Raw genomic sequence first — 24,255 nt, forward strand, 5'->3', positions numbered from 1 at the left:
CCCCGGGCGATCAGTACGCGCCGTGGCGCACGCCCTCGGGGCGCGCGGAGGCACGCACGCGCGGCCCGCGCCCCACGCACCACACCACCACGCCGCTCCGGCTCGACCTGGCCGTCTCGACCAGGGAGCGGACCGGCCGCCCGGCCGCCTTCATGACCACGAACACGACCGCGGCACCGAGGAGCAGGCCGGCCGTCACGTCGTGGGGATAGTGGACGCCGACGAAGACCCGGGAGAAGGCCATGAGCAGGGCCATCGGAGCGGTCAGCCAGATCATCCCGCGCCACGACAGGGCGAGCGCGAGGGCGGCCGCGCCGGCGATGGCGGAGTGGTTGCTGGGAAAGGACCAGTCGCCGTACGGCGGGCACGTGACCAGCGAGGCGGGCGCCCCCGCCACCGCCCGGCAGGGGCGCTCCTCGTCGATCAGGGACTTCAGCCCCTCGCTCACCACGTAACCGAAGGCGGTCGCCAGCGGGGCGAGCAGCGCGAGCGCCATCGCGTCCGCCGACCCGTGCCGCTTCCGCCACCAGCCGGCCAGGAACAGCGCCCCGAAGAGCAGCAGCCCGAGTTCCGTCCAGACCTCCGCCAGTTGCTGGAACCAGTGCGGGGTGGAATGCGCGAAATCGGTGATGTCGAGATACAGGCCGTCGGAGAGCTCAGGGAGGTTTTCCATGGTCAGGACGGTATCCGGCCCGCGCACCCGGCTGCCCCGGCCCATCGGACACCCCTCGCCCCGACGAAAGTAGGGGGCGGGGAACAGGCACCCCGTAAGGGTGCCGTGGGAGTTCCCGATCCGGCCCGGATGTGATCATCGGCAAAACTTGGTGTCTGGAGCGGCATGGGGGGCGGGAGTTGGCCCTGATCTCTCGTAAGGTTCGTGGCGTGGGATCTCTGCGCAATCCGGTCGGGCCGCTTCCCTCCTCCATCTACTGGCGTCGGAGGGCCGTCGCGCTGTGCCTGATCGCGCTGCTCGCGGCGCTCGCCGTGTGGGCCCTCACCTCCGGTGGCGGTCAGGGCGGCAAGACCGACGACTCCGCCAACGGCGCCTCCCCCGCCCCCTCGATCACCCCCGGGCCCTCCGGCACCGGCCCGGCGATCAGCCAACAGCCGGGCGGGCGCGACGAGTCGGGCGGCGGTGACACCGCCGGCGGCGACGGAACGGGCGAGGGCGACGGCGGTACGGACGCGGGCGCGGACGCCGGCACAGCCGGTACCGCCGGCAGCGGCAAGAACGGTGACACGGACGGCTCGGGCGGCGACGGGGGTGCCGGCGCGGGCGCGGGACAGCAGGTTCCGGCCAATTCGCCGCTGCCCAACTGTGCGCCCGGCGCGCTGCAGTTGAGCCTGCGCAGCGCCAAGGTGGCCTACGAGCCGGGTGAGAAGCCCCGCTTCCACCTCGTCGTGAAGAACACCTCGGCCACCGACTGCAAGGCCGATCTCGGGCCGAAGGCGGCGGTGTTGACGATCCGTGACACCAACGGCGAGCTGTGGTCCTCCGGGGACTGCCCGCGCGTCGCGGCCCCGCTGCTCCTGAAGGTCCCGGCGCGGACGGAGATCACCCACACCGTGGAGTGGGACCGCCGCCGCAGCGCCCCCCGGTGCGCGACCGCCCCGGCGGGCGAGGTCGGCCCGGCCACCTACCTCGTGGAGGCGACGGTCTCGGGCGTGAAGGTCTCCCCGGTGTCGTTCCGCCTCGAAAAGGACTGATCGGAGCCACCCTGCCGCTCTGTGACGCAGGTCACATCGCCTTCCTGTCAGCAATCGTGGCGCCGCCCCGCTCATTCACCGGGAGCAAGCCAACCGACAGGAGAAGCTCATGAAGCACCGCATCGTCGTCCTCGGCGCCGGCTATGCCGGGGCCTACGTGGCCGGGACCCTGGCCCGCCGGCTGTCCCCGGCGGACGCCGAGATCACCGTCGTCAACGCGGAGCCGGACTTCGTCCAGCGGATGCGGCTGCACCAGCTCGCGGCCGGCCAGAAGGTCGAGGCGCCGCCGCTCGCCGACGTCTTCGCGGGCACCGGGATCCGGCTGCGCCTGGCGAGGGTCACCGCCGTCGACCCCGAGCGCCGTGCCGTGACCGTGGCGGACGCCGACGGCGGCGGCGAACTCGGCTACGACACCCTCGTCTACGCGCTCGGCAGCCGCGGTGCCCGCCACGGCGTCCCCGGAGCGGGCGAGCACGCCTTCGACATCGCCGCCCGGCCCTCCGCCCTGCGCCTGCGCGAGCGCCTGGACGACCTGAGCGGACGGCAGGAAGGCGGCCGGGTGCTGGTCGTCGGCGACGGGCTGACCGGCATCGAGACCGCCACCGAGATCGCCGAGTCCCGGCCCGGCCTGGCCGTGACGCTGATCGCCCGCGGCGAGCTGGCCTCCGCGCTCTCCGCCGGGGCCCGCGCCCACCTGCGCCGGGCCTGCGCCCGCCTTGGCGTCACCGTCCTGGAGCACACCGAGGTCGAGGCGGTCGAAGCCACGCGGGTGCGGTGCGCCGACGGCACGGTCCTGGCGTCCGACGCGACCGTGTGGACGGCCGGGTTCGCCGTCAGCCCCCTCGCCGCCGCCGGCGGCCTGGAGGTCACCGAGGACGGCCGGATCGTCGTCGACCGCGCCATGCGGTCGGTCTCGCACCCGGACGTCTACGCCGTCGGCGACAGCGCCCACGCCGTCGCCGACAACGGCCGCCCGCTGCCGATGTCCTGCGCCTCGGCCGGCTACACCGGCATGCAGGCCACGGCCGCGATCGTGGCCCATCTGACCGGCCGCGCGATCCCGCACACCAGGCTGGAGTACGTGGGCAACCACATCAGCCTCGGGCGGCGGGACGGGATCTTCCAGATGGTCGACGAGGAGTGGCGGCCGAAGCCGAAGCACATCGCCGGCCGGAAGGCCGCCCGGTTCAAGGCGGCCATCCTCGGGATGTCGCTGTGGACCACGTCGCACCCCACCTTCGGACTGCCCCGGCGCAGGCACCGCCTGGCCGCCGCGCCGCAGGCGTCGGCCGCCGAATCCCCGGCCCGCGCCGCCGCCTAGACAGGGCCTTAAGGTGACCCGCGTGGACAGCATCGCCACCGATCGCTTCGACGCCGGCCGGTTCGAGGCCAGCCGCAACCGGCTGGCCTCGCTGGCGTACCGCCTCCTCGGCTCCGCCAACGACGCCGAGGACGCCGTCCAGGACGCCTTCCTGCACTGGCAGGCCGCCGACCGGGAGCGGATCAGGGTGCCGGAGGCATGGCTGACCAAGGTGGTGACCCACCTGTGCCTGGACCGGCTCCGCTCGGCCCGGGCACGCCGCGAACGCACCGCCGGCGCCTGGCTGCCCGAACCGCTCCTCGACGGCGACCCCATGCTCGGGCCGGCCGACACCTTCGAGCAGCGCGAATCGGTCTCCCTGGCCGTGCTGACGCTCATGGAACGCCTGTCGCCCCACGAGCGGGCCGTCTATGTCCTGCGCGAGGCCTTCTCCTACAGCCACGCCGAGATCGCCGAGATCCTCGACATCACCGAGTCGGCGAGCCAGCAGCACCTCCACCGGGCCCGGCGCCGGATCACCGCCGGCCGCCGCGGCGGCGGCGAGGTCGCCCCGGCGTCGGTCCGCGGGATCGTCGAGGAGTTCCTCGCCGCCGCCTCATCGGGCCGCACCGAACGCCTGGTGGCGCTGCTCACCGACGACGCGGTCGCGGTCTCCGACGGCGTCGGCGGCACGGCCCGGGAACTGCTGCGCTACGACACCCCGGAGCGCATCGCCACCGTCGTACGGGCCGGCCTCAAGCCCACCCCCGCGAAGCGGCGCCTGGTCGGCGGCACGCCCGCCCTCCACTACGCGCTCGTCAACGGCGCCCCGGCGCTGCTCTTCGTGGTCGCCGGCCAGGTCAAGGGCGCGGTGACCTTCGACGTCACCGACGGCAGGATCGCGATGGTGCGGGGCATCGCCGCCCCGGACCGCCTCGCCCGCCTGAACGAGTCCTGGCGGCGACAGGGTCCGGACACGCCGCTCGTCGAACGGTGGTGACGGGCGGCGCCGCGCGGGAAGGGGCCTGGTGCCTGAGGAGGGCGCGGGAAAGGGCCGGGTACCTGAAGAGGGCGCGGGAAAGGGCCGGGTGCCTGAGCAGGGCGCGGGAAGGGGCCGGGTGCCTGAGGAAGGAGGGCGGGCGAGCCCGGCAAGATCCGGAAGAGAGGCCCTGGCTAGACGTACCGCTCCAGGATCGAGGACTCCGCCAGCCGCGACAGGCCCTCGCGGACGCTGCGCGCGCGGGCCTCGCCGACGCCGTCCACGGTCTGGAGGTCGTCCACGCTCGCCGCGAGCAGCTTCTGCAGACCGCCGAAGTGCTCCACGAGCCGCTCGATGATCGCGCCCGGCAGCCGCGGCACCTTGGCGAGCAGCCGGTAGCCGCGCGGTGAGACCGCCGAGTCCAGGGTCTCGGGCGAGCCGGTGTAGCCGAGCGCCCGCGCCACTATCGGCAGTTCGAGCAGCTCGGCGTGGGTCAGCGCGTCCAGCTCGGTGAGCGCCTCGGAGACCGTACGGGACCGCTTGGCCGTGGGCTCGGGCACGTAGTCGCGGATGACGAGCTCGCGCTCCGGCTCCACGCCCGCGATCAGCTCGTCCAGCTGCAGCGACAGCAGCCGGCCGTCGGTGCCCAGCTCCACCACGTACTCGGCGATCTCGGTGGCGATCCGGCGCACCATCTCCAGGCGCTGGGCCACCGCGGTGACGTCCCGGACGGTCACCAGGTCCTCGATCTCCAGGGCGGAGAGCGTGCCGGCCACCTCGTCCAGGCGCAGCTTGTAGCGCTCCAGGGTCGCCAGGGCCTGGTTGGCGCGGGACAGGATGGCCGCCGACTCCTCCAGGACGCGGCGCTCGCCGTTGACGTACAGGGCGATCAGCCGCATCGACTGCGACACGGAGACGACCGGGAAGCCGCACTGCTTGGAGACCCGGTCCGCCGTACGGTGCCGGGTGCCGGTCTCCTCGGTGGGGATGGACGCGTCGGGGACCAGCTGCACACCGGCCCGCAGGATCTTGCTGATGTCCTTGTCGAGGACGAGCGCCCCGTCGAGCTTGCACAGCTCGCGCAGGCGCGTGGCGGTGAACTCGACGTCGATGACGAAACCGCCGGTGCACATCGACTCGACGGTCTTGTCCATGCCGAGCACGATCAGACCGCCGGTGTTGCCACGGAGGATCCGTTCGAGCCCGTCGCGCAGGGCGGTGCCGGGGGCGACGGCGCTGAGCGACGCACGCATCAGTGCCTCGTTGTCCTTGGCTGCCACTGCACTCCTCCGGCTCGTACGGATGGGCGAGACCAGGGCAAAGTCTAGCGACACCGCCCCGTCGCCCTCCGACGCGCGCGGGAAGCCCCCGCCGGGGCCCGCCCCCGAACCCTCCGCCGGGCCCGCCCGGGAGCCCTCCGCCGGGCCCGCCCCGGAGCCTCTCACCAGGGCCCGGCCCGGAAGCCGGCCCCGCCGCCCCCGCTCCTGCTGTGCCGCCCCCCTTCACTCCCTCTTCGCTACCCCTCCGCCCCCTGCGGCGCCCGGGCCCGGCGGGCGCGCGGCAGAACCCGCAGGGCGTCGCCCATGTCCGCGACCTCGGTGACCTTCATGCCCGGCGGCACCTTCCCGGGGTCGGCCGGGACCAGCGCGTGCGTGAAGCCCAGCCGGTGCGCCTCCGCGAGCCGGCGCTGGACGCCCGTCACCCGCCGGACCTCGCCGGCCAGGCCCACCTCGCCGATCGCCACCAGGTTCTTCGGCAGCGGGGTGTCGCTCGCGGCGGAGGCCAGCGCCAGGGCGATGGCCAGGTCGGCGGCGGGCTCGGAGAGCTTCACCCCGCCGACGGTCGCGCTGTAGATGTCCCGCTTGCCGAGCGCGGTGATCCGGCCGCGCTGCTCCAGGACCGCCAGCATCATCGACACCCGCGAGGTCTCCAGGCCGGAGGTGGTGCGGCGCGGCGAGGGGATCTGGGAGTCGACCGTCAGCGCCTGGACCTCGGCCACCAGCGGCCGGCGGCCCTCCAGGGTCACCGTCAGACAGGTGCCGGGCACGGCCGTGTCCCGGCGGGTCAGGAACAGGCCCGACGGGTCGGCGAGCCCGATGATGCCCTCGTCGTGCAGCTCGAAGCAGCCGACCTCGTCCGTCGCCCCGTACCGGTTCTTCACGCCCCGGACCAGGCGCAGCCGCGCGTGCCGGTCGCCCTCGAAGTGCAGCACGACGTCCACCAGGTGCTCCAGGAGCCGGGGGCCCGCGATGGCGCCGTCCTTGGTGACGTGGCCCACGAGCAGCGTGGACATCCCGCGCTCCTTGGAGGCCCGGATCAGCGCGCCGGCGACCTCGCGGACCTGCGCCATGCCGCCGGGCGCGCCGTCGATCTCGGGCGAGGCGACGGTCTGCACCGAGTCCAGGACCAGCAGCGAGGGCTTCACCGCGTCCAGGTGCCCGAGGACCGCCGACAGATCCGTCTCCGCCGCCAGATATAGGTGGTCGTTCAGCGCGTTGATCCGGTCGGCGCGCAGCCGGACCTGGCTCGCGGACTCCTCACCGGTCACGTACAGCGTGCGGTGCTCGTCGCTCGCGGCCTTGGCGGCGACGTCGAGCAGCAGCGTCGACTTGCCCACGCCCGGCTCGCCCGCCAGCAGGACGACCGCGCCGGGCACGAGCCCGCCGCCCAGGACCCGGTCAAGCTCGTCCACGCCGGTGCTGCGGGCGGTCGCCTGCCGCCCGTCGACCTGCCCGATGGGCAGCGCGGCGGTGGACACCCGCCCCGCGGCGGTGGTCCGGACGGCGGGCGCGCCGTACTCCTCCACCGTGCCCCACGCCTGGCATTCGGGGCAGCGGCCGAGCCACTTGGCGGTCTGCCAGCCGCACTCGGTGCAGCGGTAGGACGGCCGGTCCTTGGCGGTTTTGGTACGAGCAGCCATGGGCGCCACCGTAGCCCCCGCCACTGACAGCGCCTCCCGTCGGCTTCCCTCGCGCCCCCGTCGGCTTCCCCCGCGCCCCCGTCGGCGTCCCTCACGCCCCCGCCGCTATCCCCGGGGCGTCCCCCGTCGGCATCCCCAGGACTCCGCCGGTCGGCGTCCCTGCCGCCTCCCGTCGACATCCCGGGGCCGTCCGCCGGGCATCGGCCCGGCAAGCGGGGGCGCCTCTCGTGTCCCCTTTCGGGCGATAGCTTCACCCGTACGGATTAAAAGTGTGCAAGCGGTGAGAAGACCCCCCGCCCTCCTGCCTACCGTCGCCGGGTGACGAGCAGCAGGCTGGAACACCCCACGCGAACCACCGGCGGCCCCCGCACTCTGGGCCAGCGGCCCCCCGCCCGGTACGAGGAGTACCTGGACGGTCTCTTCACCTACTGCCTCTCGGTGCTCTGCGACCACGACACGGCCACCGCCGTCCTCGGCGACGTCCTGGCCATCGCCGAGCGCCACCACGGCCGCTGTCCCGCCGACGAGTCCGGCCGCCGCGCCTGGCTGTACGCCCTGGCCCGCTGGGCCTGTCTGCGCAGCCTCGGCGAGCAGCGCCGCCGACGCCACGGCGCCCACACCGGCCGCCCCGCCGTCGCCGCGCCCGAGCCGCCCCGGGTCGCCCCCGAGGTCGCCGAGCGGCGCCGCGCCGAGCTGGCCGCGCTCGCCTGGCCCGAGGCCGCGGGCACCACACCCGAGCAGCGCGAGGCCCTGGAGCTCGCCGTCCGGCACGGCCTCGGACACAACGAGGTCGCCGCCGTGCTCTCGCTCGACCCGCTCGCCGCCCGCGAACTGCTCTCCTCCGCCGGCTGCGAGGTCGAACGCACCCGCGCCGCGCTCGCCGTCGTCGAGACCGGCGACTGCCCCACCGTCGCCCGCCTCACCGGCGACCACCAGGTGCTGCTGTCCGCCGCCCTGCGCGCCGAACTGGTCCGGCACGTCGACGACTGCCCGCGCTGCCGCCGGGTCGCCGAGCGCGCGGGCGCCCAAGCGCCCTGGCCGGGCGCCCTGACCACCCCGCCCGGGCGGCTCCCGATCGTCGAGGCGCCGCGCGCCGCCGCGTACATGGCGATGCTGCACGTCCCGCGCGCGCGTGCCGGCGCCCCCCGCTTCGGCCCGACCGGCTTCCCCCTGGACCCCAAGGACCACGCGGCCCGCCGCGACCGGATGCGCGCCCGCGCCGTCACCACCACCGTGGTCGCCGCGGTCGTCGCCGCCCCGGTCCTCGCCCTGTGGACCTCGTACCGCGGCACGCCGGTCGTCGGCGAGGGCCACGACGGAGCCAGGATCAGCGCGCGCGAGGAGGACGGGCCGGCCGCCTCGCAGGGCGGCACCGGCGGCCGCCCGTACGACCGCTACGAGAACACGGGCAACGCCCAGACCACCCCCGACCCCCGCGTCGGCCGCTCCCCGGACGTCTCCGTCGAGGTGATCGACCCCGGCGCACCCGTCCCCCCGGCCCGGCCGGGCCAGGCCGCGCCCGCCCGGATCACCGTCGCCGCGCGCGGCAGCGGCGCGACCACCCTGCTCACCCTCACCAACGAGGGCGGCGCGCCCGCCGCCTGGTCGCTGTGGTCCGACGCCCCCTGGCTGTACGTGAGCCAGGCCTCCGGCACCCTGCGCCCGGGCGAGTCGGTCACCGTCCGGATCTCCGTCGACCGCTCCCGCGAGCCGGCCGGTGCCTGGAGCGCCCGGGTCGGGGTCGAGCCCTCGGGCGCGGTCGTACGGATCGACGGTTACGGGGTGACGCCGCCGCCCCCGACGACGGACCCGACCCCACCGCCGCCGGGCACGACGGAGCCGACGACCCCGCCGCCGACGAGCGAGCCGCCGACCACCCCGCCCCCGACGACCGAGCCCACGACCCCGCCCCCGACGACGGACCCGACCACCGAGCCCACGCCCACGGAGACGGCGAGCGAGACGCCGCCGAGCACCGACCCGGTGCCCTCTTCCTGAGGAAGCCCCAGGAGGGATCCAGGAGAGATCCACGAGGGATCCAGGAGGGAGATCTAGGCGGGGTCGGCCGGGTGCGGGGCCACCAGCGGCAGCTGGGAGGCGAGCCGCGCCTCGCACAGCCCGACGAGGACCTCGTACGCGGCCTCGCCCATCATCTCGACGAGCTCCGGCCGGTACGAGACGTAGACCGGGTCCTTGCCCACGTGCGCGGAGCTCGCGGTCGTGCAGTACCAGTGCAGGTCGTGACCGCCCGGGCCCCAGCCGCGCCGGTCGTACTCGCCGATCGACACCTGGAGGACCTTCGTGTCGTCCGGGCGGTCGATCCAGTCGTAGGTCCGCCGCACCGGCAGCTGCCAGCACACGTCCGGCTTGGTCTCCAGCGGCTCCCGGCCCTCCCGCACCGCCAGGATGTGCAGGGAGCAGCCCGCGCCGCCCGCGAAACCGGGGCGGTTCTGGAAGATGCAGGAGCCTTCCCAGCGGCGGGTCTGCCGGTCGCCGTCCTCGTCGAGCTGCACCCAGCCCGTCCCCGTGCCGACGTCGTGGAACTGCCACAGCTCCGGCGTGAGCCGCGCCACGTGCCCGGCGACGCGCTTCTCGTCGTCCTCGTCGGAGAAGTGCGCGCCGAGCGTGCAGCAGCCGTCGTCGGCGCGGCCCTCCTGGATGCCCTGGCAGCCGTTGCCGAAGATGCAGGTCCAGCGGGAGGTGAGCCAGGTCAGGTCGCAGCGGTAGACCTGCTCCTCGTCGTCGGGGTCGGCGAACTCGACCCAGGCGCGCGGGAAGTCCAGGCCCTTCTCGTCGGGCTCCTCGCCCTTGCCCCGCTTCCGGCCGGCCTTCACTGACCTGGCCGCGTGCGCGGCCCTGGCCGCCTTGGCGGCGTCGAGCTCGGGGGTGGGGGCGGCACTGTCTTTGCCCGGCTTCGCCTTTTTCGTCTTTGGCACAACGCCAAGCGTATGCGGGCGCGCGCAGTAGCGTTCCGTCCATGAGACTCGGAGTCCTCGACGTCGGTTCGAACACGGTGCACCTCCTCGTGGTGGACGCCCACCCCGGCGCCCGCCCGCTGCCCGCCCACTCCCACAAGGCGGAGCTGCGGCTCGCCGAGCTCCTCGACGAGCGCGGCGCCATCGCCGACGCGGGGGTGGAGCGGCTCATCGCCACCGTCCGCGCGGCGCTCACGGCCGCCGAGGACAAGGGCTGCGAGGAGGTGCTGCCGTTCGCGACCTCGGCGGTGCGCGAGGCCAGCAACGCCGACGCGGTCCTCGCCCGCGTGTACGCGGAGACCGGCATCGCGCTCCAGGTCCTCAGCGGCGAGGAGGAGGCCCGGCTCACCTTCCTGGCCGCCCGGCGCTGGTTCGGGTGGTCCGCGGGCAAGCTCTTCCTCCTCGACATCGGCGGCGGCTCGCTGGAGATCGCCTTCGGCATCGACGAGGAGCCCGACACGGCCGTCTCCCTGCCGCTCGGCGCGGGCCGGCTGACCAAGGGCTGGCTGCCGGGCGACCCGCCCGACACCACCGACGTGAAGGCGCTGCGCCGCCACGTGCGGGCGCAGATCGCCCGTACGGTCGGGGAGTTCAACCGCTTCGGCCCGCCCGACCACGTCGTGGCCACCTCCAAGACCTTCAAGCAGCTGGCCCGCATCGCCGGCGCCCCCGGCTCCGGCTTCGGCCTGTACGTCCAGCGCAATCTGTCCCGCAAGTCCCTGGAGGAGTGGGTCCCGCGCCTCGCCGCGATGACCGCCGGCGAACGCGCCGCCCTCCCGGGCGTCTCCGAGGGCCGCGCCTCCCAGCTCCTGGCCGGCGCCCTGGTCGCCGAGGGCGCGATGGACCTCTTCGGCATCGACGAGCTGGAGATCTGCCCCTGGGCGCTGCGCGAGGGCGTGATCCTGCGCCGCCTGGACCACCTGCCGTAGCGGGCGGAGCGGGGCGGTGTGGTGCGGGGGAGCCGGGCGGCGCGTGTGCCATAGGTGTCCGTACGGGCCGGGCGCCGCGGCGCCGCAGGCTTCCGTACGGGCCGGGCGCCGCGGGCTTGAGGGGCGCGGGCGTCGCGTGTGCCGTAAGCGTCCGTACGGGCCGGGCGTGACCGGAACCACCCCCCGGCCCTCCGGCCCGCCCCGTACCCTGTTCTCCGTGGCAGAACCAGCGGTGCGCGTCCCGGATGCGAAGGTCGCCCTGTCGACGGCCTCGGTGTATCCGGAGTCGACGGCGACGGCCTTCGAGGTCGCCGCGCGCCTCGGTTACGACGGCGTCGAGATCATGGTGTGGACCGATCCGGTCAGCCAGGACATCGAGGCGCTGCGCCGGCTCTCGGACTACCACCAGGTGCCGATCCTCGCCGTGCACGCCCCCTGCCTGCTGATCACCCAGCGCGTCTGGTCCACCGACCCGTGGGTCAAGCTCCAGCGCGCCCAGGCGGCGGCCGAGAAGCTGGGCGCCACGACGGTCGTCGTGCACCCGCCGTTCCGCTGGCAGCGGCAGTACGCGCGCGACTTCGTGACCGGCATCTGGCGGATGGCCGACGAGACGGACGTCCGGTTCGCCGTGGAGAACATGTACCCGTGGCGGTACAAGGACCGCGAGATGCTCGCGTACGCGCCCGAGTGGGACGTCACCAAGGACGACTACCGGCACTTCACCATCGACCTCTCGCACACCGCCACCGCCCGCACCGACACCCTCGCGATGGTCGACCGCATGGGCGGCCGCCTCGGCCACGTCCACCTGGCCGACGGGCGCGGTTCGGCCAAGGACGAGCACCTGGTGCCGGGCCGGGGCAACCAGCCGTGCGCCGAGCTCCTGGAGCGGCTGGCGCGCAGCGGCTACGACGGCCACGTCGTGATCGAGGTCAACACCCGCAGGGCGATGTCCTCCGCCGAACGCGAGGCCGATCTCGCCGAGGCCCTGGCCTTCACCCGGCTGCACCTGGCCGCCGCCGCGCCGAGCGAGGCCCCGCGCCCGTGACCGAGCCGTCCCCCCGGCGGCGCGGCCGCCCCTCCCGTACCGCGGCGGAGGAGAGCGGACCGGGCGCGCGCGAGCGGATCATCGAGGCGGCGCGGGCGATGTTCGCCGAGCGCGGCTACGACAAGACCTCCGTGCGCGGCATCGCGAAGGCCGCGGACGTCGATCCGGCGCTCGTCCACCACTACTTCGGGACGAAGGACGAGGTCTTCGCGGCGGCCGTCGAGGTCTCCTTCGAGCCGGCGACGGTCGTGCCGGCCATCGTCGGCGGCCCGCGCGAGGCGATCGGCGAGCGGCTGGCCCGCTTCTTCATCTCGGTGTGGGAGAACCCGGCGACCCGCGCCCCGCTGCTCGCGATCCTCCGCTCCGCGCTGACCCACGAGGCGGCGGCGAAGGTGCTGCGCGGCTTCGTCCTGCGGCGCCTCCTCGAACGGATCGCCGCGGACCTCGACGTACCGGAGCCGAAGTTCCGCGCCGAGCTGGCCGCCTCGCACATGATCGGGATCGCGATCCTGCGGTACGTGATCCAGGTGGAGCCGCTGGCGTCGGCGGACCCGGAGGCGATCGTGGCCCAGGTGTCCCCGACCCTCCAGCGCTACCTGACCCAGCCCTGACCGCCACCGCGACGCCGCAGCGACGGCACGACGGGGTCGGCGCGACGGCGACCGACCGACCGAACACTGAACACTTCGTCCGCCATGCGGACACCTTGTCCAGATCTTGGAGTCGAAGCGTACGCTCGACTTCAGAGACAACCATCACGAGGAGCGAGCGACGATGCCCGAGCTGAGGTCCCGCACTGTCACCCACGGCCGCAATATGGCGGGCGCACGCGCCCTTATGCGCGCCTCCGGTGTACCGGGCGCCGACATCGGGCGGAAGCCGATCATCGCCGTGGCCAACTCCTTCACGGAGTTCGTCCCCGGCCACACCCACCTCCAGCCCGTGGGCCGGATCGTCTCCGAGGCCATCACCGCCGCCGGCGGCATCGCCCGCGAGTTCAACACGATCGCCGTCGACGACGGCATCGCCATGGGCCACGGCGGCATGCTCTACAGCCTGCCGTCCCGCGACCTGATCGCCGACAGCGTGGAGTACATGGTCGAGGCGCACTGCGCCGACGCCCTGATCTGCATCTCCAACTGCGACAAGATCACGCCCGGCATGCTGATGGCCGCCCTGCGCCTGAACATCCCGACGGTCTTCGTCTCCGGCGGCCCCATGGAGTCCGGCCGCGCGACCCTCGTCGACGGCACCGTCCGCACCCTCGACCTGGTCGACGCCATTTCCGAGGCCGTCAACGACAAGGTCTCCGACGAGGACATCCTCCGCATCGAGGAGAACGCCTGCCCGACCTGCGGGTCCTGTTCCGGCATGTTCACCGCCAACTCGATGAACTGCCTGACCGAGGCCATCGGCCTCTCCCTCCCCGGCAACGGCTCCGTCCTCGCCACCCACACCGCCCGCCGCGCGCTGTACGAGAACGCCGCCCGCACCGTCGTCGAGCTCACCCACCGCTACTACGACGAGGACGACGCCTCCGTCCTGCCGCGCAACATCGCCACCCGCGCGGCCTTCGAGAACGCCATGGCCCTCGACATCGCCATGGGCGGTTCCACCAACACGATCCTGCACCTGCTCGCCGCCGCGCAGGAGGCCGAGCTGGACTACGGCCTGAGCGACATGGACGCCGTCTCGCGCCGCGTGCCCTGCCTGGCCAAGGTCGCCCCGAACGTCGCCCCGCGCGGCACGTACTACATGGAGGACGTGCACCGGGCCGGCGGCATCCCGGCGATCCTGGGCGAGCTGTACCGCGCCGGTCTCCTCAACGAGGACGTCCACGCCGTGCACTCCCGCTCCATCAAGGAGTGGCTGGACACCTGGGACGTCCGTGGCGGCTCGGCCTCCGAGGAGGCCGTGGAGCTGTTCCACGCCGCCCCCGGCTGCGTGCGCTCCGCCGAGGCCTTCTCCCAGTCCGAGCGCTGGGACAGCCTCGACCTGGACGCGGCCGGCGGCTGCATCCGCGACGCGGCCCACGCGTACTCCAAGGACGGCGGCCTCGCGGTGCTGCGCGGCAACCTCGCCGTCGACGGCTGCGTGGTGAAGACGGCCGGCGTCGACGAGTCGATCTGGACCTTCGAGGGCCCGGCCGTCGTCTGCGAGTCGCAGGAAGAGGCCGTCGAGAAGATCCTCAACAAGCAGATCAAGGACGGCGACGTCGTCGTCATCCGCTACGAGGGCCCCAAGGGCGGCCCCGGCATGCAGGAGATGCTCTACCCGACCTCCTTCCTCAAGGGCCGCGGCCTCGGCAAGACCTGCGCCCTGGTGACGGACGGCCGCTTCTCCGGCGGCACGTCGGGCCTCTCCATCGGCCACGCCTCCCCGGAGGCCGCCTCGGGCGGCACGATCGCCCTCGTCGAGGACGGCGACCGCATCCGCATCGACATCCCCAACCGCTCGATCGACCTCCTCGTCGACGACAGCACCCTCGCCGCCCGCCGCGACGCCCTGAACGGCGTCTACGCCCCGAAGAACCGCGAACGCAAGGTCTCCGCGGCCCTGCGCGCCTACGCGGCGATGGCGACCAGCGCGGACAAGGGCGCGGTCCGCGACGTCTCCAAGCTGGCCTGACCGCCGGGGCGGCGGCAGCCCGGGAATCCCCGGCGCTGCCGCCGCACCGAGCCGGTGCGTTTTTTGTACCGGCGTACGGTACGAGCCGCCCGGCCGACCGGGCTGAACGCCGAGCCGGTGTACGGGCGACGCCCGGCCCTCTCCGGCCGGTCGGCTCTCCGGCCCTCCGGCCGGTCGGTCCTCTGCCTCCGGAAGCTGCGGCCTGTTGACCCTCGGTACTGGCGCCGGCACCGGCCCCGACCGACCGGCCTCCCAGGCTCCCCCCACGCGCGCGTGGCCCGTATGCCGTCCCCCCGGTCGGCGCGCCGACCACCTCGGCTCACCCTCGGCCGCAGTCGCCTTGCGCGCGGGCACACGCCACCAGCCGGGCCCGCAGGCCGGCGTCCCGCCGAGTGCCGACCCGCCCACCCCCGGTCCTCTGCCGGTCAGGCCGCCCGTTGGGCTCTGCGGCTCAGGAGGGGGGTCGGGGCCGGCGGTCGCCTCCCGGCGGGTGCCGGGCGGGCCGCCGCCGACCGCTCGTACGGCCGGGCACCTCGCCCTGCCGCCGCTCGGCCCCGTCACCACCCCGCCGGGTCCCGCCCGTCCACCGCGAAGACGGAGCCGTCCGGGGCCGTGCCGTACACGCGGTGGCCGGTCGTGGCGGGGGCGGGGACGGAGGTCACGTAGCCGAGGCGGCCGTCGTCGAGGCGGGGGCGGGTCTGGCCCGCGAGGGTGCCGTCAGCGGTGTCGACGGCGAGGAGGCGGCCGTCGGAGGCGGAGACGTAGAGCCGGTCGCCGTCGCCGGGAGCGAGGGCGGAGACGTTGCGGCTGCCGGTCTCCAGCTCCCACAGGACCCGCCCGGCCGCCAGGTCGACGGCGGTCAGGGTCCCGAGCCTGCCGAGCAGGTACGCGGTCGAGCCGGCCACGGCGGTCGACGCGCTGTCGATCCGGTACGGGAGCGGGACCCGCCGCGCCTCCCGCCGCTCGGGGTCGTAGCGGACCAGGGCCTCGGTCTGCATGTCGCGGTAGGCGGCGGACAGGACAAGGGTGCCGTCGCGGCCGTGGGCGACCGGGACGAGATTGCCCTTCAGGCGGTGCGACCACACGGCCTTCCCGGTGGCCGGCCGCACCGCGCTCACGAGGGTGTGGGTCGCGTCGGGCGTCGGTTCGAACACGGTGAGCAGGCCGGACGCGGAGTCGTACGGGCCGAGCTGCGGGGCACTGTGACCGGGCAGCCCGTGCCGCCAGACCTGCCGGCCGGTGGTGGCGTCGACGGCGCGCAGTCGGCCGGTGCCGCCGGACAGGACGACGACGGAACCGGCCGGCCGGTTGGTCTCGGCGGTCGCCGGGCGGGTGCGCCACCCCGGTGCGCCGGTTCCGGCCGCGTACGTGTGCAGCTCGCCGGTGTCGGTGGTGACGGCGACGACGCCGCCGGGCAGGAGCGCGGGAGCGGTGCCGCCGGCTCCGGCGGCCGGCCGGGACCAGAGGACCCGCCCCGTCGTGGCGTCGAGCCGGCTGACGAGAGGGCCGGGCCCCGAGCAGTAGAGCGCGCCCTCGGCGAGCGCGCAGGCGGGCGCAGACGCTTCGCCGCCCCCGCCGGCCCCGCCGCTCTTGCCCAGGACGGTCTGCCAGCCGGCGAACGAGGTGGCCGCCTCCGCCGGGTGCCGTGGGGCGGCCGGCCGCTCCTCGCCCCGCGCCGCGAGCACGGCGACGGTGCCGCCCGCCGCGAGGGCGAGCAGGACGCCGAGGGCGACCGGCAGTCGAATTCCCGGCCGCGGCCGAAGCCGAAACGGCGGCCGCGGCCGCAGCCGCGGCCACCGGCGTCGCTTGGAGGGCGGTGCCACCGCCCGTACCGGAGTGTCGGCGTCCCACGCCCCGGCGGGGGAGCCGGCAGCGGCGCCCGCCGCGGCGTCGGCGCCGAAGCCCTGCGGGAGGGGGCCGGGGGACCGCCGCTGGGCCGGTATGAACGCCGTCGCCTCGTACGAGGGCGGCAGCAGCGCCGCCATGATCTCGGCGGGCGTCGGCCGCTCGGCCGGTTCCTTGGCGAGGCAGCGCGCCACCAGGGGCGCCAGCTCGTCCGGTACGCCGGTCAGATCCGGCTCGTCGTGCACCACCTGGTACGCCACGATGTACGGGCTGTCGGAGTCGAAGGGGCCGTGCCCGGTCGCCGCGTGCACGAGGACGGAGCCCAGCGCGAAGACGTCGGCGGCGGGCCCGACCTCCCTCGGCCGCTGGAACTGCTCGGGCGCCATGAACGGCGGCGAGCCGATCAGCTTCCCCGTCTCCGTGCGCAGGTCGCTGTCGACCGGCCGGGAGATCCCGAAGTCGATCACCTTGGGACCGGAATCGGTCAGCAGCACGTTGCTCGGCTTGAGGTCGCGGTGGACCACGCCCGCGCGGTGGATGTCGCGCAGCGCCTCCGCGAGTCCGGCGGTGAGCCGCCGCAGCTCGGCGCGGGACAGCGGACCGCTCCGCCTGACCTGGTCGGCGAGGGTGGGGCCGGGGACGTAGAGGGTCGCCATCCAGGGGCGTACGGCATCGGGGTCGGCGTCCACGACGGGCGCGGTGAACGCGCCGCTGACCCGCCGGGCGGCGGCCACCTCCTGACGGAAGCGGGCCCTGAACTCGGGGTCCTCCGCGTACTGGGCGTGCACCACCTTGACCGCGAGCCGGAGCCCCGAGGCGGAGGTGGCGAGGTGGACGACGCCCATGCCGCCGGCCCCGAGGCAGGCCTGGAGCCGGTACTCGCCCGCGTAGTCGGGCCCTTCCGCGTCCCGGTCCGCGCCGGTACTGCGCAACGGCGGCATCGCCAACCCCCGTGTGGTTCCCCGTCGAGTCCGCGCGCGTGCGCGACGCACGGAGCCTAGTCGATGGTGCGGCCGATGTCGGTGGGGCTTGCTAGCCTGCGCGTCGCGGAGAGTGAATCTCACCGCAGCGCTCCGAGACAGCGCTTTCATGCCAGACGGGGGAGTGGCCATGAGCGTCGAGAACGCCGAGAACACCGGGAACGCCGAGAACACCGGCACCGCTGACGACACCCTGCGGACCATGGCGGCGGACGACGTCACCGCCTACCCGATCGCCCCGGGCTACCGGGTGAACGTCCGCTCCGGTCCGGGTACCAAGTACCCGATCGTCCGGACCCTGACCCTGGGCGCCTGGGTGCAGATCTATTGCCAGACGCCCGGCGAATGGATCTCCGGCCCGTACGGCACCACCAACATCTGGGACAACATCAGCCCCGGCCAGTTCGTCTCCGACGCGTATGTGAAGACCGGCACCGACGGCTACGTGGCCCGCCGCTGCGGCTGACGCCGGTCCCCCCCGCTCCGTCCGGGGATACGGGGATAATCGATTCCGTGAGCGACGACCAGCAGAGCAAGACCGGCACGCCGACCGGGCCGCGGCCCGAGGAGCTCCGCTTCTTCGGTACGACCTGGGTGGACCACGGCGGCCACTACGGTCTGCGCCGGATCGGCGTGGCCGCCGGCTCGCTCGCCGCCGCGGTCGCGGGCTGCTTCGTGCTGCGTTTCGCGTACGAGGGCCTGGAGATCGCCCAGGTCGGCGGCTTCGTCAACACGCTCGTGGTGGTGATGTTCGCCGTCTGCAGCGCGATCGCCTTCCGCAAGACGTGGGAGGGCTTCGGCCGCCGCCCCGACGATCCGGCCCGTGAGGCGTCCCTGCGCAGCCTGAAGGCCATCGGCTTCATCGGCTCGCTCCTCGCCTACTTCCTGCGCTCCTTCACCGAGGCCCCGGGCGAGAAGCTGCTGCGCGCGGAGTACGAAGAGGCCGTGGCCCGCTACGAGAAGCGCCGCTCGACCCGTACGGGCAACCCGGCCGGCCGCAAGAAGCCCAAGCCCAAGCGCTAGCCGCTCCCCAGTCCCCGAGCCCGCCCCGAGGACCCCGGACATCGTCCGGGGTCCTTGACGTCGTGCCACCCCCAGACCCACTATTCATCACATGATGAATAAGAGCTGTGGTGCCGCCGTCGACGCGATCGTCGCGTCCGGCCTCAGCGTCGTCCGCGGCGACCGCCCCGTCCTGCGCGACCTCGACTTCACCGTGCCCCGCGGCCGCGTCACCGGCCTCCTCGGCCCCTCCGGCTGCGGCAAGACCACCCTCATGCGGGCCGTCGTCGGCACCCAGGCCAAGGTCACCGGCACCCTCGACGTCCTCGGCCACCCCGCCGGCCACCCCGCCCTGCGCTCCCGCATCGGCTACGTCAGCCAGGCCCCCTCCGTCTACGACGACCTCACCGTCCGCCAGAACCTCGACTACTTCGCCGCCGTCCTCCTCCCCGGCCGCCCCCACGGCGCCGAACGCCGCACCGCCGTCGACCGGGCCATCGCCGACGTCGACCTCACCTCCCACGCCGACGCCCTCGCCGGGCGGCTCTCCGGAGGCCAGCGCAGCCGCGTCTCGCTCGCCGTCGCCCTCCTCGGCGCCCCCGAGCTCCTCGTCCTCGACGAACCGACCGTCGGCCTCGACCCGGTCCTCCGCCGCGACCTCTGGAGCCTCTTCCACCGCATCGCCGCCGACCGCGGCACCACCCTCCTCGTCTCCTCCCACGTCATGGACGAGGCAGAGCGCTGCCACCGGCTGCTCCTCCTGCGAGAAGGCGAACTCCTCGCCGAGGACACCCCCGAAGCCCTGCGCCACCGCAACGACACCGCCACCGTCGAGGACGCCTTCCTCCACCTCGTGGACGCCGCAGCCGCCCGCGACCGGCACCGCACCGAGGAGCCCCGCCCGTGAACAGCGCCCGCACCCTCGCCACCGCCGCCCGCGTCCTGCGCCAGCTCCGCCACGACCCGCGGTCGATCGCCCTGATGCTCCTCGTGCCCTGCCTGATGCTCCTCCTGCTCCGCTACGTCTTCGACGGAAGCCCGCGGACCTTCGACGGCATCGGCGCCTCCCTCCTCGGCATCTTCCCGCTCATCACCATGTTCCTGGTGACCTCCATCGCCACCCTGCGCGAACGCACCTCCGGCACTCTCGAACGCCTCCTCGCCATGCCCCTCGCCAAGGCCGACCTGATCGCCGGCTACGCCCTCGCCTTCGGCCTGCTCGCCGTCGTCCAGTCCGCCCTCGCCACCGGCCTCGCCCTGTGGCTCCTCGGTCTCGACGTCACCGGCTCCCCCTGGCTGCTGCTCCTCGTCGCCCTGCTCGACGCGCTGCTCGGCACCGCCCTCGGCCTCTTCGTCTCGGCCTTCGCCGCCTCCGAGTTCCAGGCCGTCCAGTTCATGCCGGCCGTGATCTTCCCCCAGCTGCTGCTCTGCGGCCTGTTCACCCCGCGCGACCGCATGGCCCCCGCCCTCGAAGCGATCTCCGACGTCCTGCCCATGTCGTACGCCGTCGACGGCATGAACCAGGTCCTGCGCCACACCGACATCACCGCCGACTTCGTCCGCGACGCCCTCGTCGTCGCCGGCTGCGCCGTCCTCGTCCTCGCCCTCGGCGCCGCCACCCTCCGCCGCCGCACCGCGTGACCGCCCCCCGGCGTGCCCGCCCCTCGGACACCCACCACACCGGAGCGCCCCCGGTGCGAGGATGTCCCTGCACGTGGAGCCCCTTCCGGCGAGGTGAACAGACCCATGACCCAGACCGTCGCAGTCCTCGGCACCGGCAAGATCGGTGAAGCGCTCCTCAGCGGCATGATCCGCGCCGGCTGGCGCCCGGCCAGCCTCCTGGTCACCGCCCGCCGCACCGAACGCGCCGAAGAACTCCACGCCCGCTACGGAGTCGAGGCCGTCAGCAACGCCGACGCCGCCAAGCGCGCCGACACCCTCATCCTCGCCGTGAAGCCCCAGGACATGGGCCGCCTCCTCGACGAACTCGCCCCGCACGTCGCCTCCGACCGCCTGGTCATCAGCGCCGCCGCCGGCATCCCCACCGCCTTCATCGAGGAACGCCTGACCACGGGCACCCCCGTCGTCAGGGTCATGCCCAACACCCCCGTCCTCGTCGACGAGGGCATGTCCGTGATCTCCGCCGGCAGCCACGCCACCCACGAACACCTCGTCCACACCGAGGAGATCTTCGGCGGCGTCGGCAAGACCCTGCGCGTCCCCGAGTCCCAGCAGGACGCCGCCACCGCCCTGTCCGGCTCCGGCCCGGCCTACTTCTACTACCTCGTCGAGGCCATGACCGACGCCGGCATCCTCCTCGGCCTGCCCCGCGCCCAGGCCCACGACCTGATCGTCCAGGCCGCCATCGGCGCCGCCGTCATGCTCCGCGACAGCGGCGAACACCCCGTCAAGCTGCGCGAGGCCGTCACCAGCCCCGCCGGCACCACCATCTCCGCCATCCGCGAGCTGGAGAACCACGGCGTACGAGCCGCCCTCATCGCCGCCCTGGAAGCCGCCCGCGACCGCAGCCGCGAGCTCGCCTCCGGCCAGGGCTGACCACCACGGCCCGCCTAACGCGCGGCCGCACCCCTCAGCACCTCCTCGGTGGTCACGACCCGGGCGAAACCCCCGCCGTGCAGCGACACCGCCGTCGCCCGGGTCAGCTCCTCCGCCGTCCGCGTCCACCCGAACGGCCCGGCCAGGTCGAAGGTGTGCATCGCGTCGATCGGGAACACCACGTCGTACCCGAGATTGCCGCCCATCCGCGCGGTCGTCTCGTTGCACATGTTCGTCTGGATCCCGACGATCACGATCTGCTCCACCCCGGCCCCCTTCAGCCAGGCGTCCAGATCCGGCTCACCGTAGAACGCCGAGTTCACGCTCTTCGTGACCAGCAGCTCCGGACCCGCCCCCTTCCCCCGCCGCTCCGCGACGAAGTCCTTGAACTCGTTGCCCACATGCCCCCTCCGCAGCGGCGACCGCGACCCCTCCGGCGAGTCGTGCCGCACGAACACCACCGGCCGCCCCGACTCCTGCCACCGATCGATCAGAGCCGCGATGTTCCCCTCGGCGTCCGGATTGTCCCGACGCCCCCAGAACTCCTCCTCGAAGCCCTTCTGCACATCGACGACCACCAAGGCCGCGTTCTCATTGATCTCCGTGATCTCCATACCCACGATGCTGCCGCCACCCGGCCGACCCTCCCAGAGGGAGAAAAGTCACCGATCGATGGTTTACTGCCGAGTGTGGCGACAGACCGACAGAACCACCCCCAGCGCATCGCCCTCCTCTCCTTCCCGGGCATCCGCGCCTTCGACGTCTCCGTCGTCACCGAGGTCTGGGGCAGCGACCGCCGCACCCGAGGCGTCCCTCCCTTCGAACTCCGCCGCGTCGCCACCGACCCGGCCACCCCCATCCCCCTCCGCGGCGGCCTGAGCCTCACCCCCGACCGCCCACTCGACTGGCTCGACCTCCTCACCCCCACCGACCTCGTCCTCGTCCCCGGCATCGAGGACCCCGACGCCGACGTCCCCGAACCCCTCCTCGACGCCCTGCGCCGCGCCCACACCGCCGGCATCCCCGTCGCCTCCCTCTGCGCGGGCGCCTTCGTCCTCGCCCGCGCCGGCCTCCTCGACGGCCGCCGCGCCGTCACCCACTGGCACCTGGCCCGCGACCTCGCCGACCGCTACCCCCACGTGAGCGTCGAACCCGAAGCCCTCTTCGTCGAGGACACCGGTATCTGGACCTCCGCCGGCACCGCCGCCGGTATCGACCTGTGCCTCCACCTCGTCCGCACCGCCCACGGCGCCGAGGCCGCCGCCACCATCGCCCGCTCCATGGTCACCGCCCCCTTCCGCACCGGCACCCAGGCCCAGTTCATCGAGCACCCCACCCCCCGCGCCGACCGCGACGCCGACGCCCTCGCCGACGTCCGCGCCCACGCGCTCGCCCACATCGACCAGCCCCACACCGTCGCCAGCCTCGCCGCCCACGCCGGCATGTCCCCGCGCACCTTCGCCCGCCACTTCCAGGCCACCACCGGAACCACCCCCCTCCACTGGCTCATCACCCAGCGCGTGGCCGCCGCGCAGAAACTCCTCGAACTCACCGATCACCCCCTCCCCGAAGTGGCCCGCCGCGCGGGCTTCGGCAGCGAGGTCACCATGCGCCAGCACTTCGCCTCGCACCTCGCCACCAGCCCGCGCGACTACCGCAACGCCTTCCGTCACACGGCCGGCAACAGCCCGATCGCCCGGTAGGCCCGGTCGACCAGCGGCCGCGCCATCCCGCGCGCCCGCTCAGCCCCCTCCCGCAGCACCTTGTCCACCTGCCCCGGGTCCGCCGCGAGCTCGGCATGCCGCTCCCGCACCGGCCGCAGCAGCTCGACCACCGCCTCCGCCGTGTCCTTCTTCAACGATCCGTACGACTCGTATACACCGGCAAGGCCGATCGGGTTCCCACCCGTCGCGGCCGCCAGCACATCCAGCAGGTTCGCCACCCCCGGAGCGGCCTCCCGGTCGTAGACGACCTCACGCCCGCTGTCCGTCACGGCCCGCATGATCTTCCGCCGCACGGTGTCCGCGTCGTCGAGCAGATAGACGATCCCGGCCCCGTTCTCGTGCGACTTCCCCATCTTCGACACGGGGTCCTGCAGATCCATGACGCGCGCCGCCACCACCGGATTCGTCGCCTTCGGCACCGTGAACACATGCCCGTACCGATGGTTGAACCGCACCGCCAGATCCCGCGCCAGCTCCACGTGCTGCGTCTGGTCCTCACCCACCGGCACCTCGTCGGTCCCGTACGCGAGGATGTCCGCCGCCATCAGCGCCGGATACGTCAGCAGCGACAGCCGCACGCCCTGCCCGGACTCGCGCGCCCGGACGCTCTTCTCCTTGTACTGGATCATCCGGCGCATCTCGCCGTCCGTGGCCACGCACTCCATCAGATACGAGAGCCGCGCGTGCTCGTCCACATGGCTCTGCACGAACACCGTGCACCGCTCCGGATCGAGCCCCGCCGCCAGCAGCAGCGTCGCCGCCTGCCGGCTGAGCCGCCGCACCCGCGCCGGATCGTGCTCCACGGTCAGCGCGTGCAGGTCCACCACGCTGAACAGCGCGTCCGCCTGGTGCTGGTCCACCTCGACCCACCGCCGCACGGCCCCGAGGTAGTTGCCCAGCGTCAGGTGCCCGGTCGGCTTGACCCCGCTGAAGATCCGCTTCATCGCGTTCGTTCTCCCTCTCTCCTGGCTGTCTCTGTACGAGCGCCGCCGGCCCGTCGGCCGGGCTCCCGGGGGGGATACGCGAACGGCCGCCGAGGCGGCGGCCGTGTCTGCATGCGTCAGGTACGGGCCGCCGTCAGGCGGCCCACCACTGGGTGGTGTGCGCATGCGTAGTCATGCCCACAGAGTACGCCTCAGGGCCGGGGTTGACACGGGATTACGAGGTACGTAGTGTTCTCCGGGTTGTCCGACGTGAGCACCGACTCCGGTCGGCCCCGGACAGCCATTCCGCAAGAACCACAACGCCTGACGGCGTCGATTCGTCGTGCCGTCTTGTCTTTCCGTGCGTTTTTGCGAAATGAGGAATCCGCGTTCGAAGGTTTGGGCGCGAGTCCCCGATTAGCGTCGGGGGCAGGGAATCCGCTAAAGTCTCACTCGTCGGAACGGCCCAACAGCCGCGAAGACAACTCCCGCTGACCGGGAATCAGGCCCGAAAGGATCTGATAGAGTCGGAACCGCCGGAAGGGCCCGGAGCGAAAGCAAAAGGGACCGGAAAGCACCGAGGAAATCGGATCGGAAAGATCTGATAGAGTCGGAAACGAAGGAAGCGCCTGGAGGAAAGCCCGCGAGGGTGAGTACGAAGGAAGCGTCCGCACCTTGAGAACTCAACAGCGTGCCAAAAATCAACGCCAGATTAGTTGATACCCCGTCCATCTTCGGA

General features: G+C 73.6%; 21 protein-coding genes. 14 read left to right on the forward strand and 7 right to left on the reverse strand.

Going from position 1 to position 24,255, the window contains the following annotated elements:
• Positions 1-10 precede the first annotated feature (10 nt).
• On the reverse strand, positions 11-673 hold the full coding sequence (locus tag ABTZ91_RS13405) for a phosphatase PAP2 family protein (RefSeq protein ID WP_352077258.1): 663 nt from the start codon (positions 671-673) through the stop codon (positions 11-13).
• 209 nt (positions 674-882) lie between these two features.
• Here ABTZ91_RS13405 and ABTZ91_RS13410 point away from each other — a divergent pair, with 209 nt between their 5' ends.
• From ABTZ91_RS13410 to ABTZ91_RS13420, 3 genes are all read left to right on the forward strand, one after another.
• A complete protein-coding gene (locus ABTZ91_RS13410) occupies positions 883-1,707 on the forward strand; it encodes a hypothetical protein (RefSeq protein WP_352077259.1) in 825 nt (274 codons plus the stop codon).
• 109 nt (positions 1,708-1,816) lie between these two features.
• Positions 1,817-3,028 carry an FAD-dependent oxidoreductase gene (locus tag ABTZ91_RS13415; protein ID WP_352077260.1) on the forward strand — a complete coding sequence of 404 codons (1,212 nt, stop codon included), beginning with the start codon at positions 1,817-1,819 and terminating at the stop codon, positions 3,026-3,028.
• 22 nt (positions 3,029-3,050) lie between these two features.
• Positions 3,051-4,007 (forward strand): sigma-70 family RNA polymerase sigma factor, encoded by a 957-nt coding sequence (locus ABTZ91_RS13420; RefSeq protein WP_352077261.1) that lies wholly within the window; start codon positions 3,051-3,053, stop codon positions 4,005-4,007.
• A gap of 173 nt (positions 4,008-4,180) precedes the next feature.
• Here the strand turns inward: ABTZ91_RS13420 and disA are convergent, their stop codons facing one another.
• Positions 4,181-5,239, reverse strand: coding sequence for a DNA integrity scanning diadenylate cyclase DisA (gene disA / locus ABTZ91_RS13425; RefSeq protein ID WP_345492299.1), 1,059 nt, complete (start codon positions 5,237-5,239; stop codon positions 4,181-4,183).
• Between the two features lie 263 nt (positions 5,240-5,502).
• A complete protein-coding gene (gene radA / locus ABTZ91_RS13430) occupies positions 5,503-6,906 on the reverse strand; it encodes a DNA repair protein RadA (protein ID WP_352077262.1) in 1,404 nt (467 codons plus the stop codon).
• A gap of 318 nt (positions 6,907-7,224) precedes the next feature.
• Between radA and ABTZ91_RS13435 the strand changes: the two genes are divergently transcribed.
• The gene (locus tag ABTZ91_RS13435; protein WP_352077263.1) at positions 7,225-8,904 is read left to right on the forward strand and encodes a BACON domain-containing protein; all 1,680 of its coding nucleotides are present in this window, start codon (positions 7,225-7,227) and stop codon (positions 8,902-8,904) included.
• Between the two features lie 53 nt (positions 8,905-8,957).
• On the opposite strand, the gene ABTZ91_RS13440 is transcribed toward ABTZ91_RS13435, so the two are convergent.
• The gene (locus tag ABTZ91_RS13440; RefSeq protein ID WP_352077296.1) at positions 8,958-9,740 is read right to left on the reverse strand and encodes a hypothetical protein; all 783 of its coding nucleotides are present in this window, start codon (positions 9,738-9,740) and stop codon (positions 8,958-8,960) included.
• Positions 9,741-9,883: 143 nt separating this feature from the next.
• On the opposite strand from ABTZ91_RS13440, the gene ABTZ91_RS13445 reads away from it, so the two are divergent.
• The 4 genes from ABTZ91_RS13445 to ilvD all read left to right on the forward strand — a co-directional run bounded on the left by ABTZ91_RS13445 (position 9,884) and on the right by ilvD (position 14,486).
• Positions 9,884-10,810 carry a Ppx/GppA phosphatase family protein gene (locus ABTZ91_RS13445; protein WP_352077264.1) on the forward strand — a complete coding sequence of 309 codons (927 nt, stop codon included), beginning with the start codon at positions 9,884-9,886 and terminating at the stop codon, positions 10,808-10,810.
• A gap of 217 nt (positions 10,811-11,027) precedes the next feature.
• Positions 11,028-11,858, forward strand: a complete 831-nt coding sequence (locus ABTZ91_RS13450; protein WP_352077265.1) for a sugar phosphate isomerase/epimerase — start codon at positions 11,028-11,030, stop codon at positions 11,856-11,858.
• The gene (locus ABTZ91_RS13455; RefSeq protein WP_352077266.1) at positions 11,855-12,469 is read left to right on the forward strand and encodes a TetR family transcriptional regulator; all 615 of its coding nucleotides are present in this window, start codon (positions 11,855-11,857) and stop codon (positions 12,467-12,469) included. The genes ABTZ91_RS13450 and ABTZ91_RS13455 overlap by 4 nt, the downstream gene beginning before the upstream one ends.
• Positions 12,470-12,632: 163 nt before the next feature.
• On the forward strand, positions 12,633-14,486 hold the full coding sequence (gene ilvD, locus ABTZ91_RS13460; protein ID WP_352077267.1) for a dihydroxy-acid dehydratase: 1,854 nt from the start codon (positions 12,633-12,635) through the stop codon (positions 14,484-14,486).
• A gap of 557 nt (positions 14,487-15,043) precedes the next feature.
• Here the strand turns inward: ilvD and ABTZ91_RS13465 are convergent.
• Positions 15,044-17,272: a serine/threonine-protein kinase gene (locus ABTZ91_RS13465; RefSeq protein WP_352077268.1), complete on the reverse strand. Its 2,229-nt coding sequence runs from the start codon at positions 17,270-17,272 to the stop codon at positions 15,044-15,046.
• A 169-nt stretch (positions 17,273-17,441) separates the two neighbouring features.
• Between ABTZ91_RS13465 and ABTZ91_RS13470 the strand changes: the two genes are divergently transcribed.
• From ABTZ91_RS13470 to proC, 5 genes are all read left to right on the forward strand, one after another.
• The gene (locus ABTZ91_RS13470) at positions 17,442-17,777 is read left to right on the forward strand and encodes an SH3 domain-containing protein (protein WP_352077269.1); all 336 of its coding nucleotides are present in this window, start codon (positions 17,442-17,444) and stop codon (positions 17,775-17,777) included.
• Between the two features lie 47 nt (positions 17,778-17,824).
• Complete coding sequence (locus ABTZ91_RS13475) at positions 17,825-18,334, forward strand: hypothetical protein (RefSeq protein ID WP_352077270.1); 510 nt, start codon at positions 17,825-17,827, stop codon at positions 18,332-18,334.
• Positions 18,335-18,425: 91 nt separating this feature from the next.
• Complete coding sequence (locus ABTZ91_RS13480; RefSeq protein WP_352077271.1) at positions 18,426-19,220, forward strand: ABC transporter ATP-binding protein; 795 nt, start codon at positions 18,426-18,428, stop codon at positions 19,218-19,220.
• Positions 19,217-19,954, forward strand: coding sequence for an ABC transporter permease (locus ABTZ91_RS13485; RefSeq protein WP_352077272.1), 738 nt, complete (start codon positions 19,217-19,219; stop codon positions 19,952-19,954). Before ABTZ91_RS13480 ends, ABTZ91_RS13485 begins: the two co-directional genes overlap by 4 nt.
• 105 nt (positions 19,955-20,059) lie before the next feature.
• A complete protein-coding gene (gene proC, locus ABTZ91_RS13490) occupies positions 20,060-20,869 on the forward strand; it encodes a pyrroline-5-carboxylate reductase (protein WP_352077273.1) in 810 nt (269 codons plus the stop codon).
• 14 nt (positions 20,870-20,883) lie between these two features.
• Here the strand turns inward: proC and ABTZ91_RS13495 are convergent, their stop codons facing one another.
• Positions 20,884-21,483 (reverse strand): cysteine hydrolase family protein, encoded by a 600-nt coding sequence (locus ABTZ91_RS13495; protein ID WP_352077274.1) that lies wholly within the window; start codon positions 21,481-21,483, stop codon positions 20,884-20,886.
• A gap of 75 nt (positions 21,484-21,558) precedes the next feature.
• On the opposite strand from ABTZ91_RS13495, the gene ABTZ91_RS13500 reads away from it, so the two are divergent.
• Positions 21,559-22,572, forward strand: coding sequence for a helix-turn-helix domain-containing protein (locus ABTZ91_RS13500; RefSeq protein WP_352077275.1), 1,014 nt, complete (start codon positions 21,559-21,561; stop codon positions 22,570-22,572).
• Here ABTZ91_RS13500 and trpS read toward each other — a convergent pair.
• The gene (trpS, locus tag ABTZ91_RS13505) at positions 22,539-23,537 is read right to left on the reverse strand and encodes a tryptophan--tRNA ligase (protein WP_352077276.1); all 999 of its coding nucleotides are present in this window, start codon (positions 23,535-23,537) and stop codon (positions 22,539-22,541) included. The two genes, ABTZ91_RS13500 and trpS, sit on opposite strands and share 34 nt — an antisense overlap.
• Between the last annotated feature and the right edge of the window lie 718 nt (positions 23,538-24,255).

Origin of the sequence: Streptomyces sp. NPDC126499 (assembly GCF_040302485.1) — a bacterium.
In the GTDB taxonomy this organism is placed as follows: domain Bacteria; phylum Actinomycetota; class Actinomycetes; order Streptomycetales; family Streptomycetaceae; genus Streptomyces.

Coding starts and splice junctions, on each gene's coding strand:
- ABTZ91_RS13405 (WP_352077258.1), bottom strand. CDS start 673: ATGGAAAACCTCCCTGAGCTCTCCGACGGCCTGTATCTCGACATCACC.
- ABTZ91_RS13415 (WP_352077260.1), top strand. CDS start 1,817: ATGAAGCACCGCATCGTCGTCCTCGGCGCCGGCTATGCCGGGGCCTAC.
- disA (WP_345492299.1), bottom strand. CDS start 5,239: ATGCGTGCGTCGCTCAGCGCCGTCGCCCCCGGCACCGCCCTGCGCGAC.
- radA (WP_352077262.1), bottom strand. CDS start 6,906: ATGGCTGCTCGTACCAAAACCGCCAAGGACCGGCCGTCCTACCGCTGC.
- ABTZ91_RS13445 (WP_352077264.1), top strand. CDS start 9,884: ATGAGACTCGGAGTCCTCGACGTCGGTTCGAACACGGTGCACCTCCTC.
- ilvD (WP_352077267.1), top strand. CDS start 12,633: ATGCCCGAGCTGAGGTCCCGCACTGTCACCCACGGCCGCAATATGGCG.
- ABTZ91_RS13465 (WP_352077268.1), bottom strand. CDS start 17,272: ATGCCGCCGTTGCGCAGTACCGGCGCGGACCGGGACGCGGAAGGGCCC.
- ABTZ91_RS13470 (WP_352077269.1), top strand. CDS start 17,442: ATGAGCGTCGAGAACGCCGAGAACACCGGGAACGCCGAGAACACCGGC.
- ABTZ91_RS13480 (WP_352077271.1), top strand. CDS start 18,426: ATGATGAATAAGAGCTGTGGTGCCGCCGTCGACGCGATCGTCGCGTCC.
- proC (WP_352077273.1), top strand. CDS start 20,060: ATGACCCAGACCGTCGCAGTCCTCGGCACCGGCAAGATCGGTGAAGCG.
- ABTZ91_RS13495 (WP_352077274.1), bottom strand. CDS start 21,483: ATGGAGATCACGGAGATCAATGAGAACGCGGCCTTGGTGGTCGTCGAT.
- trpS (WP_352077276.1), bottom strand. CDS start 23,537: ATGAAGCGGATCTTCAGCGGGGTCAAGCCGACCGGGCACCTGACGCTG.